At 53.8% G+C, this 12,874-nt stretch carries 7 protein-coding genes; 2 read left to right on the top strand and 5 right to left on the bottom strand.

Features of this window, described 5'->3' with window-relative positions:
* Positions 1-169: 169 nt before the first annotated feature.
* On the bottom strand, positions 170-847 hold the full coding sequence (locus IDH45_RS23965) for a hypothetical protein (protein ID WP_190930665.1): 678 nt from the start codon (positions 845-847) through the stop codon (positions 170-172).
* A gap of 409 nt (positions 848-1,256) precedes the next feature.
* On the opposite strand from IDH45_RS23965, the gene IDH45_RS23960 reads away from it, so the two are divergent.
* On the top strand, positions 1,257-2,648 hold the full coding sequence (locus IDH45_RS23960; RefSeq protein ID WP_190930664.1) for an extracellular solute-binding protein: 1,392 nt from the start codon (positions 1,257-1,259) through the stop codon (positions 2,646-2,648).
* Positions 2,649-2,820: 172 nt separating this feature from the next.
* Here IDH45_RS23960 and IDH45_RS23955 read toward each other — a convergent pair whose 3' ends face one another.
* The 4 genes from IDH45_RS23955 to IDH45_RS23940 form a co-directional block, all read right to left on the bottom strand.
* Positions 2,821-4,596 (bottom strand): hypothetical protein, encoded by a 1,776-nt coding sequence (locus IDH45_RS23955; protein WP_190930663.1) that lies wholly within the window; start codon positions 4,594-4,596, stop codon positions 2,821-2,823.
* A gap of 41 nt (positions 4,597-4,637) precedes the next feature.
* Positions 4,638-5,939, bottom strand: coding sequence for an ABC transporter substrate-binding protein (locus tag IDH45_RS23950; RefSeq protein ID WP_190930662.1), 1,302 nt, complete (start codon positions 5,937-5,939; stop codon positions 4,638-4,640).
* 1,002 nt (positions 5,940-6,941) lie between these two features.
* Entirely contained in the window at positions 6,942-10,073 is a 3,132-nt protein-coding gene (locus tag IDH45_RS23945) for a beta-galactosidase (RefSeq protein WP_190930661.1), read from the bottom strand.
* A gap of 58 nt (positions 10,074-10,131) precedes the next feature.
* On the bottom strand, positions 10,132-11,178 hold the full coding sequence (locus tag IDH45_RS23940; protein ID WP_190930660.1) for a LacI family DNA-binding transcriptional regulator: 1,047 nt from the start codon (positions 11,176-11,178) through the stop codon (positions 10,132-10,134).
* 353 nt (positions 11,179-11,531) lie between these two features.
* On the opposite strand from IDH45_RS23940, the gene IDH45_RS23935 reads away from it, so the two are divergent.
* Positions 11,532-12,842, top strand: a complete 1,311-nt coding sequence (locus IDH45_RS23935; protein ID WP_190930659.1) for an ABC transporter substrate-binding protein — start codon at positions 11,532-11,534, stop codon at positions 12,840-12,842.
* Positions 12,843-12,874: the final 32 nt, after the last annotated feature.

The raw sequence follows: 12,874 nt of genomic DNA, 5'->3' as shown, positions 1-12,874 counted from the left end.
TGTGGTGACTACTTTTTACCACAAGGAGCGCGCTTTGTCTCTATTCTTTTGATTTTACAGTTTACTGGAAGCGAATTTGCTCATTTATAGATTAAAATAGTGAACGCGTTTCTGGCGTAAAAAAAATGGCCGACTCGGAAGTCGGCAACATTAGCGCTCTGTTAGAGGATTATTTGTAATAAGAGGTTGTCAGCGGGATCATAAAGGCCCCGTCATGTTTTTTGCTCACGTTAATCGAAAGCGTTTGAACCCCGGCGATATCCACTTCGATCGTTTGCATTCCATCTTCCGTCGTAATGGTGCCTACTTTTTTCAACAATGCATTTTTTTCGTCATTCTTTATTTCAATCGATTCAATGTCTTTTCCGATCGCTGCAAATTGCAAGTAGAGCTTCTGATATTTGCCGTCCGGCGTCAAGGCCGCGTATTGAATATTTTTACCCGCAGGGCTGAACAGCACCTCGCCGTAATCTTTGCCGCCGAATGTAGTCTGGCTCGGGTCTTTGGAGTACAAGGTGTCGTCAAATTGTTCCTGGTTAATCGCAATTCCTTCCAGACGTTCGCCCAAAATTACTTCATAAGCTTCCGGATCAAAGTGAACCGCTACGTCCAGCAAACTTGCGATACCTCTTACAGGCAAGTAGGTATTGCCTTCATATGTAATCGGCAAAACGGCATTTCCCTGTTCATCGTTTAACTGGGCAACCTTACCGTGTACTCTGACCTTCAGATCTTTATTCAAATAAGCTTTAATTTCCTCCAATTGAGAGCTGGCGAATGCCCCAATACTCATTCCGCCGACCAAAAGCAACGTTCCGACCATTACAGGCAGTAGTTTCTTTCTCATCAGTTCCTCCTAGAATTTTTCTATATTTCAAAATCTATTATATCAAATGGAAAAATGTACAATCAAAGTACGCAGGACCTGTTTAAGAGGGGAGATAGAACTAATTTCACAGCTGTTCTCGGGAATATTGTTACTTTAAGCCTATGGTCATAATGGATCAAAAGTCTTATTTACATCGGACCTTGCTTCCGATCGCTAGGCACACTGCAATTAAGCATCGATTTGATGAAAACCAAGGTCAAGTCCAAGTCATTCATGTAAATGTAATTTATATATAATCATATTTTAAACATACATTCTTCATATTAAAATGACAAGTACAGCATAACGCTGTACTTTTTGTGCCGTTTTCGCTATGATCATCTTAGAGGCTTCGAGTTAAAATGATCCGGTGAAGGATGTAAGCACAATGAGCGGGAAGACAAGTCAGCGTTTGTTCCGGGTCCGTTTGGACCGGATGGTCGATCAGTTGAGACACGAGATAGTAAGCGGACAGTATGCGCCGGGCGATTTCCTGCCTTCCGAGTCGGATTTGGCGGAGACGTTCGGGATGAGCAACAAATCGGTGCGTCAAGGATTATCGATTCTGGTGGAGGAAGAGCTGATCCGTAAAATCCCCCGGGTCGGCAACCAGGTTACCGAAACGGTTCATCAGTCGGTCGTAACCGTTACGCTTGGCGTCAACAGCAGCCTGGAGCGGGATATGGCTTTATCCCGACTGCTGGAGGCGTTTCAGCGCAAATATCGTTCGATTCGGGTGCAGCCGATTACGATTCCGGGAAAGTCCCGTCTGTTTATCGAAGAGTATGTCGACCATGGGCTGGTTGACGCATGTATAATCAACAATCAATATTTTCAGGACATAACGGATAGCGGCAAAGTGCAACTGCTGGAACCGCTGGCGGCCGAGCCGGGGCATTACCGTTTCCTAAACGAGACGTTTTCGGCGGGCGGGGTCCAATATGCGCAGCCGCTGTTGTTCGGGCCGATCGTGTTATGTTACAACAAGGAACATTTCCGCGAAGCGGGACTTTCCGAACCGGACAGCAGCTGGACATGGGACGATTGTCTGGAGTATGCGCGGCAGCTCACCAGACCGGGAGAGCGGTACGGGTTCGTGTTTTATGAGCTGTCGGCTAACCGGTGGCCAGCCTTTTTGCTGCAAAGCGGCATGAAGCTCGGGCTTAACCGCGACGGTCGATGTGACATAAGCGGCACGCCGATGCTGGACAGCATCCGTTTGTACGACCGGATTATTCATGACGCGGAGCTCTTTCCGAAGGTAATGTCGGAAAGCAACGACGATATTGAGCGGCTGTTTATGACAGGAAAAGTTTCGATGATTTTGACCAGCTACACGAGCTTGAACGAATTGAAGCATTCCGGGCTCGGCTACGATATTTCGTCGCTGCCGTACTTGCAGGAACCCAGGACGCTGGCGGTATCGATGGGCGCCTGTATCCGGAGAGGCTCGGACAAAAAGCAGGCAGCTAGGTTGCTCGTCGATTTTCTGGGTTCCCTGGAGGGGCAGCTCATTATCCGCAACGAAACGCTCAGTATCCCGTCCCTGAAGTCCGCTGCGGAAACGAAGGTGGCGGACGAGCTGAACAGGCCGTCCCGGTTCGACTTATTCCGCGACATATTGCCGTCTATGCGAACGCATGGCGAACTGAACTTGACGAGCGAAGGATTCGTCGTGTTATGGGGGCTACTGAAGCAGTACTGGTCTCGGTTCATAAACGAAGAGACGTTATGCAGGCTGGTAGGCGAGCAATTAAGCGCTCATATCCGGAAGGAATAGGCAGGGGGTGTAGGGGCGCGGCGGACTCGGAGGAATGGTGCGCCTGCCGCTGCTGCTCCATCCAGTTTGCCCACTGTAAGAACCTGCATGCAAAATAAACCGTTCAACTTGGAGCGGCAGTCGAGCAACTGCCGTCATCCAGGTTGAACGGTTTTTGGTTGAACTGCCCGGATCAGCTCTGGGCGCCCACCAACTCGCCGTCCGTATCGCCGGTCGGGTCGCCGTTTTTCATACGCAGCCGTCCCGAGCTGTCCACCCACAATCGATAGGTGCCAAGCCGCAGTCCGCCTGTATCGAGCGTCGACCAGTCGGATTGGAATGCCATAAACTTTTTCGGAACGATCGAGGTAGCCGCTTCCAGCGCCAACGTTCCTTCCGCAGTCACTTTTCCTGTCGTTCCCGCGATTCGGACGCCGCCGCTAACTTTAAACTGCCCGAAAAAGTCGGAGATGACGACGTTATTCGTCCCGGTATTCGTTACGCCGCCGCCTCGTCCTCCCGCCGATATGTCGACCACGCACTTTTCCGATTTCGTCGTAAGTTCGATCGGTCCTGCGGTATGATCGAGAACCCGGCAGCCGAGCGCATCGTCGATCCACAGCTTTTTCTGGTCGCCGACCCCGTCTAGGTTCGTTCCCGAGAAGGTGCAGTAGATCGAACGCTTTGTCCCGGAAGCGGTCAGGATCGCACCGCCCAGGCCGCAGCTTTCTGCTTGCAAGTCGTAGCTTTTGAGTGCAAAGCATCCCCGGGCCTCCAGTCCGTACCGGCCGAAAAAAGCGATCTCCACAGCAAACAGCTTCACTTCCTCGTTATTCTCGATGTATACGGCGGAGCCGTTCGTTTTCTCGGTGCCCGCCGTATCGTTCCAGCCGAACAGCTTCGCCCGCGACAGGACGCCTTCGTTGCCGCTGATGATCTCGATGCCGTTGGCGGACGATCCCGGCGCAAGCGGGATGAAGAAGACGTCGTCGATCAGCCACATGTCGCACTGGAGCGTCTTGACCAGCGCCGCGCCCATGTACTGGCCGCTCAGGCCGCTCGCGATAACCGGATTCCGGCACCGCTGAAAGACGACTCCTTTGACCGCAAGTCCGCGCCCGTCAAAGGCCATATCGCAGCACGATACGTCGCTTAGGTAAGTAGCCGGATTGTAGAAGCGGAAGTACGCTTCGCCGGTAAAAGCGCCGCCGTTGCAGATCCGCGTCATCAGTCGGTGGCCCCGGAGGTGGATGCCCCAGCCGGTCAGCACGACCTCCCGGTCGAGCCGGATGCTGCCCCGGGGAAACAGGAGTGTGGCGCCGACGTTCGTCTGGTACGATTGGCCGGGCGGGTTTTGGTTGAACGAGAAAGCGTAGGCGGCCGCCTTCATAATGACATCATACGAATCGGTCTGGCCGGTCGGATCGATTCCGAACTCCTCCAGGGGGATTTCCGCTTTCACCGGCCGTACCCAGCATCCTGTTCCGGACGGAGCGGTTTCGCCGATGCCGTTCAGAAACCCGGACAGATTCGAGAAATCCGGCAGCAGGGGGACGGTTGGGCTAATGACGGCCCCACCGTTATGATCGGCTCGCGGACGCGCGGCATCCCAGTAAAAAGGGCCGCCGCCTATCGTGTGGCCGGGTCTGTAACCGATCAGGTGCACGCACTCGCGGTCCGTGCCGCCTTCCAGTCCGATCAGATCGAGCATGCTCGACAGGGAGCATATTGGCGTATCGCACGCCGAGTTGCGATTTTCGTGTCCATTCGCACTACCATTCCCGTGTCCATTCCCTCTGCCGTTCCCCTTGCCATTCCCGTCGCTGCTGCCGCCGTACACATGGTTCTGGACGGAACCTTCGCCGAATGGCGCCCCGGATACGATTCCGGCTGTGGCAAAGGTCGCGCCGACCGCTCCGATCCCGAGTCTGGCAAGCATTTGTCTCCGGCTAATCGCTTCTCTGTTCATTTTTCCAGCACCGCCTTTTTAGAGGTAAAGGGTAGGTTCGATTACTTGCCGGCCGCCGCCTGAATTTTTTTGTTCGTTTGCTCCTCGGCATCGCGCAGCGCCGAATTTGCGTCTTTCTCGCCGACAATAACCGACAGCATCGCATTCGTCATTTCCGCCTGACCCGTTATATTATATGGGCTGTACGGCATTGGAGCGGCCGTTTGCTGGTTGACGACACCTTTGAAGTTTTTGCCTTTCCAGTCGCTTACGTTTTGTCCGTAGGCTCCTTTGATCTCGGCGCTTGTCACGGGCGCGAGGAAAGCTTGGTCGGCACTCCGTTCTTTCAAAACCTCGTCGGACACGAGCTGGGTAATCGCCTGAAACGCCTCTTTGCGGTGCTCGCTTGTTACGGACAAGCCCACGTATACGGGATAAGGCTGGGAGCCGATATTTTTTAGCCCTTTCATCTCGGGTAAGCTGACCAGATCCCAGTTCAGAGCGCTTTTGTTTGCCAGAGAAGCTCCGTTGTTAAACGCGATATACATGGCCGCCGTTTTCTCGTTGTAAAACAAATTCGATTGATCGTTCACTGCGAGTTGCTTCTTGGTCGGATTGTAGCCGGGCATCGTGTAGAAGGGAACGAGCACGTCGAGAAACGTTTTCCACTGATCCTTTTGCAGCGCTGCCGCGTTTGTTTTCGGATCGACGAAGCCGAGCGAGAACTGGTTGACCGCAACGAGATTGGAGGGAGCGCCGGCCAAGCCCCGGTACATCACGCCTCCGTCTTCGCGCGTAAGCCGTCTGGCCGTATCAAGTAGTTCCTCCCAGGTCATGCCGTCCTTCGGATAGGGGACCCCGAACCGGTCGAATATGTCTTTGTTGTAATACAGGGCGAGGCGCAAATCGTAAAATGGAAGCGCTGACAATTTTCCGTCGCTCATCCCGGTAATGGCGTCCAGATACGATTTCTCGAACCGGTTCAGGTCGTACTTGGCCGAAGCGACCAGGTCGGACATATCGCCGAACAGCTCGTATTGCTTCATGCTGTTGAGTACGTTATACGAGCCGAGAATCAGATCCACCTTCGTATTGGTAGCCAAAAACTGGTCGATGCCTTTGTCGTTATTAATGATGTCTAAAGAAAAGTGCGGGTATTTCCGTTTGATCGGTTCTACATAGTTGGCCTTTAATTCTTCAAGCGGCATGCTCGATTTGGACGCCAGAAACAATTTCAGCGCCACAGGCTCCGCCTTGCCGGAGACGTCCTGCGCCGGTTCCGCCGGTTTACTTCCGCAGCCGGCGGCCGTTAGAGCGGTTAGTCCGGCTAATAGGGATACGCATGCCATTTTTTTGCCGTTCATACAAAAACCTCCCTCATCCTCATCGTTTCTATTCGGAGTGACAGGCTGCCGACCCCCGGGTTCCAATCCAAATCTAACCGCCAAGTCAAACCAAAGTGAATCAAATCCAACCCGACCAAACCCGACCAAACCCGACCAAACCCGACCAAACCCGACCAAACCCGAACTAAAAACACCCGATCCATCAATCCACATATGCTGTGGTGGATTCCGTAATACCTCCTTTTTTGTTATAAATCTAATGTAAATGTAATTCCCATATCATTCTACAACTCTAATTCCTGGACTGTCAACAGGATTACGAATACATTATGAGTGATAAGGGAAAAAGAATAACCTCCATCTCCACTTCCGATGCGAAGAAGCAGGGGGGGAGGTTTATTTGCGATACCGGGACAGACCGACTTGTGTAGTGCACAATGGAACGGGCGATATCTCGCCGGTTGGGAAAAGAGCGGTGGACTCCCGGACCGCGTTTTCTTCGCAGAAAAGGAGCCGATAACTCCCTGTTCAAGTTTGCGGAAGGCCTGTGACGATATTGGGAGTCCAGTCGCGGGGTCACATGAAGCGTTCGACCCTGAGTGGATGCGGGAGCCGGTTATGAGCGATATGGATGCAAATCACTCTTATTGTGAAAAGCTTAGCTATAAAGTTGAACATATGAAAAATAAAGTCCATTCCGTTCCGAAAAAAATGGCTTGAAGCTTCAGACATCTTGTTTTGAGTGTCTCGGATTGGATTGGTCTTCGGATTGTTGACACCGGGAGCTTATCCTTCCGAAGCAGCTTTCTGACAAAAGCTCTTAGCCAAAACTCGCTTTCAAGCTAATTTCTTTTCTCCACTACATTCTGCTTAACCATGATGTATATTTAGTTCAACTTATATAAAGAAAGGAGAGGGCGAGGAAAAACGGGCCTCCCCGGTTACACGAGCATTTCGGCCTCCGTTGCTTATCCCACAGACCGGCCGGCGGGAGCTCCGGCCGGTCTTTATTCTAAACATCTAGGAGCCTTCGGCGACACTAGCCGCCACGCTCACCTCGTCAGGCCGGTACGTCGCCGTAATCCGGCCGAGGCGGTCGGCGGCGAACATGACGGTGCGTTCGCTTTCAACCGTGAATTCGTATGCCGCACCTGTCGACAGGTCCTTGATTCGGATGCGGGCATTGCACCCGTACTCCGACACGAAAATGAACAAACTGCCGTCACGGAAGGTGAGCTTGCGCCCGTATATGCCGGCGAGCTCGCCGCCCTGCTCCCACTCGAGCTCGGTCCCGACGCCGCTCCGGGCCAGTACGTCTGCGTACAGCTGACGAAGCGACTCGGGCCGGTCGCTTAGCTCGACGGGCAAGCCGCACCAGATCAGGCGGCCGCGGCCGAATGGTATCTCCGTGAGTTTCGCTGCAGACGACTGGTCATCCGCGGGCACCTCTTTGCTCAACTGAGCGATTTTCCGGTCGCCGAAAGAGAAGGGGAGCAGTCGGTCGTCCGACTCGACGGCTTCTTCCCGCAGCACATTCTGAATCGCCCGTGGGCCCAGCTCTGCCACTAACCGCTGAACCGGCTGCCAATATTCGTTCATCCCGATCGGCCCGGTTACGAGCAGTGTGCCGCCGTGCTCGCTTACGTGAGCAATCAGCTTGCCGAACCCCTCGTCGCTCAGATTGTGGGCGCTCGGAACGACGATCAGCTTCGCCGGCTGGTCCGCCAGCGAATCCAGACTGTACTCGCCAATCGCGCGAAAATGAACGTTCAGTCCGTAAGCGAGTACCCGCGTCAGCCGGGAGGTTGCTTCGACGGCCAGTCTGCGGTTGGACAAATCGTTCGAATAAGGGAATACGACGACGACGTCCTCCAACTCGCGTCCGACGAACAAGTCGCGGATTTGTCCCATAAACCGGCCGAAGCCGTAAGAGACGTCCGCTTCCGGCTTCTCCGTACCATCCGCCCTCAAGGCGCCGATGTTGGATTCGTTGATGTTGTTCATATAAAAGTTCGTATTCCACAGCCACTGAACCGCTCCGGCTCCCCCTGTGGAGAACGAGTAGGCGTATTTGCGCTCCAAAATGTTCCGCAGCTCGGCTTCCGTCCTTTTGGCCCGGCCGTCGGGCGTCTCCACGTACATCATGCCGGTTTCCTGAATCAGATTTGGCTTGTACGGCGTCTTCGCGAAGATGCCGTCCCAGACGAGCTGGTCCATCAGCCACCACGAATGGTTCGTCGTGTAATCGACCGAACGTTCGTACAGTAACGGCGACGGCCGCTGGCTGCCGAGCGCTTCGTCTTGTCCGATCGTAATCATCTGCCGGGAACTGAAGGAGCGGATCGTCTCATTCATTTGCGTTGCCCAGCCGTTCAACATCTCGATCGAGAACCGGCTGTAGTCGAGCCAGCGTACCCCTTTTTTGCCGGCAGCCATGTCGTGGACGTCAAAGTTGATGTCTCCTGGATCGGGAAGCGGGACGCTGGCAAACGAAGGCTGCTCCTCAGGCGTAACGCCCCAGCGCTGCTGCAGCAAGCCGATCGTGCCGTGCTTCTCTTCGAGCCATTTGGCAAATGCGGCTTTCTCGAACGGATCGCCGCAGCTGCGCGGACCTGCGAATACCCGCTTCGGATCGAACATCGATGGCTCGTTAATCAGATCCCAATGAACGTGCGAGGACCTGCTGTGCCGGGAAACGACCGAGCCAATGAATCGTTTCTGCGCTTCGATGCTCCGCGGATCGAGGTACGGATTCGCCCCTTCCCACGCCGCCGGAGTAAAAGCGAAGAATGTAAACGTAACTTCAAGATCGTGTTTCTTCGCGGTTAAAAGGAACGCGTCGATCGCCCGGAGCACCGATTCGGAAGGGTGACCGTCGTCATGCATCATATGCCGGTAGCCGGTCCAAACTCCCGTCCGGATCAGGTTGATGCCGGCCCGTTTCATCGTGGCCATATCGCGGTCCCATACAGCGGCATTCGGCAGGAACAAAAATTTGCGGGCCACATCAGATGACATGTACGTCATGCCGACGATCGGCAGCGGACGACCGTCCTTCCGGAAATAATCTCGGTCGCAAGTCAGCGGTTCGCCGCTTGAGAGAAGAACTTCGTCGTATCCCCATAGTCCTTGCCGCAGCACGCGGGTCTCCCCCTGGTCCGACCGGACGGTCAGCTCCGCCAGGTAGAAGCCCGGCCCGATCGGGACCGGCACTCGGATCGGGTGTACGGTTAGTTCCAGGGGGTTATCCACCCGGAACGTGTGCGTCCATTCATCGACGCCGGCGCCTATATCCGACTGTGTTCCGAAGCGCAGCGTACCGGTCCAGCTTCGGTTGGACCGGTCTCCGCCGGATCTGCTCAGATGCTGGAGTTGGAACGACAGCTTGGGCGTATCTCCGGGATCGTATGAAGCATAGGATGGCTTTAGCCACATGTCCGTCGCGCCCCGCCCGCAGTAACTCGCCCAATCCGCAACCGCTTCGGCACCGGCACCATCCCAGAACCGGGGGGTCAGACACTGATTGACGAATATCCAGCGTCCGCCGGCGAATAAGCCTCGCGTATTTTCGATCAAGAGCACAGGAGCGGCCACTTCGCGTCCGTCCCGGGATATTCCGGTCACAAGCGGATAGAGGAAAGCGTCCATCGGTCCGGCAGAACCGTGTTCACCCGGCATGTCGCTTTGACGGGTTACGTGCATAATGAAGCTGCAGGTCGGCTCGACAGTCAGCAAATCGACGTGTGGAGCGCATACCGGCATGCTTGTCGAAGCTTCAAGCCGATGAATCGAGGCCGGATCGACGGCCATCGTCTCGTGAATGCGCAGTTTTTGGTGATAGGCGGTTTGTTCCGTTACTTCTCTCCACTTTCCGTCGTCAAGCTCCACGGGAATTTTAAAAGGCGCCCCGCCGATGCTTACTAGTCCGCCGCCTTGCTCCAAAAACCGCAGGATGAAACTCCACGCTTCTTTTGGAAAATAGGGGGCGTGAAGATTAACGAAGCAGCCTCCGTCGGTTTGGGCCAGCGTTACGCCCAACTGTCCGGTGTCTACAACGGTCGCAAAGCCGGAAAGAGTCTTGAGCGCGGTATCGTCCGGAACCGCTCCGCTTGATGGAAATCCCGGTTCGTAAAAAACGATCATCTTGTTCATGAGATAGATTTGATTCTCCTTTGTTAGGCTGCGAACTTGATCCGGCAGGCACTTGCGGTTACCCTGATTGGCGAACGACGAGCCGGAACGACAGTACGACTTTCTCCGGCGCGGAGTCGGGTTTGGCGATTCGGCGCTCCAGCACCTCGATTGTCCGGAAGCCGAGATCCTCCTTGCCGAAATCAACGGTCGTGAGCGGGGGGTTCGAATGGGCGGCCATCTCGATATCGTCGAAGCCGACCACTTTGAACTGGCCGGGGACCGAATATTCGTAATTTCTCAGCAGTGTCAGCAGCCCGACCGCGATGTCATCGTTGGCGCAGATGAAGCAGTCCGGCCGATTGTCCTCAGTCATATGTTTGATTTCCGTTTCCAGCGCGTGTCTCCAAGGGCCTCTGTACGGGACGGTCCATCTGGCGAATGCGACGTTCGATCCGTTTTTTTCGTTTTCCTCCATCACCGCGATTTGGCAGCCCCACCGACGTTCGCTAAAGCTGACGGAAAACCCGTCGTCTCCGACGAACACAATGGAGCCGGCTTTGGAAGCGATAACGTTGAGGCAGACGGTTTTGGCCGCTTCGAGGTTGGCGTTCACGACGCAATCGATACCCAGGAAAGGAGCGTAATGATCGGCCAATACGACCGGCAGACCGAGCTTCTTGACCGCAAGCAAGGTGGAATCGGTCAGACTGCCGAGCAGTATGACGCCAACACAGGAGGAACGGTCGGCATACGGGGGAAATTCGAACTCCTGCTCGCCGGTATTGTTGGAGATGATCAGATGGTCGCGCCCGTAAAGCTCGCAGCCGTCGATAATTCCGGAGATGACCCGGTTCCAGAAGCTGATATCCCTCCGCTGATCGGGTTTCGTCCAGATCAGGACGAACGATCGTTCCCCGGCCGGCTGGCCCGCTTCGGCAGATTGCCGGTTGTCCGCAGGCGCGGAAGCGGGACTGAAGCTGTAGCCCATAGCCTTTGCCATCTCGATCACTTTCTCCCGGGTTTCCTCGCTGACGCCCTGTTTGCCCGATAAAGCCTGGGACACCGAATATTTGGAAAGACCTAACCGGTCGGCGATTTGCTGCATCGATACTTTTTTAGTCAAAATCATACACCGCCTAACATAATAAATGATATTAACATAACAACAAGCTAACAAAAATCATTATCGATTATTTTCTCTTGGTTGTCAAATTGGTTATTTGTTTCGTAAATTTGTTGTTGACTTGTGGCGAATAGCGCTTATATGATTAAGGCATGAACCATAACATTAACCTAACATTTACCTAACGAAATGTGTGGTTCAAATGGCATGAAGTTAAAAGGGGCCAAACAATCCCAAACGAACGATCGGAGGTGGAAGCAAGCAAGGAAAGAGGAGAGGGATCGAACGAAAGATAAGTTTGTATGGGTTTCCGAACGAATACATACTACGACTAAGACTCAGGAGGATGGACCATGAATCAATTAAGCGGAAAGTTTAATAAAATCGCCCTGCTTTCGGGTTGTCTCGCGATTGCGGTAACGGCCGGGGCGTGCGGCAAGCAAACGCCTCAAAATGAAAGCGGAGCCAATCCGGAGAAGCCGGTCAAAACCGACGAGCCGATCACTATCAAAGTATTTAATCCTTACAACTACGCCGACAATTTGTGGAACGACCTGTGGGTAGCTCCGATGAAGAAAAAGTTCCCGAATATGAATCTCGTCTACATCAAAAACGAAAAAGGATCTTCGCTCCCCGAGCTAGTGGCAAGCGGCAATACACCGGACCTGATACAGGGGCCGGGCGCCAAATTCACCTTCGATCTGGAGAAACTCGGGCTGCTGTACGATATTTCGCCTCTGATCAAAAGCCAGAAATTCGACGTAAGCCGGATCGATCCGATGGCGATGGAAGGATTAAAGGTTTATTTCGAGAAAGAAAAAATATACGGCTTGCCGATCACGATGAATAATACGTCGATCTACTACAACAAAGACATCTTCGACAAATTTGCGGTGCCATATCCGAAAGACGGCATGTCGATCGATGAAACCTATGAGCTCGCCAAACGGATGACTCGGCTCGATAACGGCGTTCAGTACCGAGGCTTCGAATTCGCCGCAAACATCCAAATCCAGTACAACCAGCTTTCGCTTCCGCTTGTGAAAAACGATGCGGCCGCCTTTAATACGGACGGCTGGAAGTCGTGGTTCAACAGCATGGCCCGTTTCTATCAGCTCGAAGGGATGCAGGGGCTGAAGTCGAACGCGACGGACGCTTTCCTCAAGGAAAAAACGCTGGCGATGTACTCGGCCACCAACATGATGAGCACGCTCGGCACCTCCAACCTGAACTGGGACATGGTGACGATGCCAACGTTCCCGCAAGCTCCCAAAAAAGGATTGCAAGTTTTCGGACCGGTCTTGTACGTATCGTCGACAAGCAAGCATAAACAAGAAGCGTTTGCGATTCTGAGCCATTTCCTGTCGGACGAAGTACAGCTGCAGCGTGCTCGTGGAGGAGAACCTCCGGTTCTGAAAAACGCCGACATCAAAAAGCAATTCGGAGCGGACCGCGACTATTTGAAAGGTAAAAACGTAGGGGCGTTTCTGGCCAACGATATCGCGCCTTCCCCGGAATCCGTCTCCAAGTACGATTTGATCGCCGCACAGGAAGTGGAAGCTGCGTTCCGCAACGTCATCAATGCGAAAACCGACGTAAACACGGCGTTTCGAACCGCGGAAGAAAATACGAACAAAAAAATCGCTGAAGAGCAGCGAAAATAAGCCGTTCGCCTGCGTGGCGAGTAAGCGCTTAT

Source organism: Paenibacillus oceani, assembly GCF_014705615.1.
GTDB lineage: Bacteria > Bacillota > Bacilli > Paenibacillales > NBRC-103111 > Paenibacillus_AB > Paenibacillus_AB oceani.
This window is presented reverse-complemented; position numbering and strand designations above follow the sequence as displayed.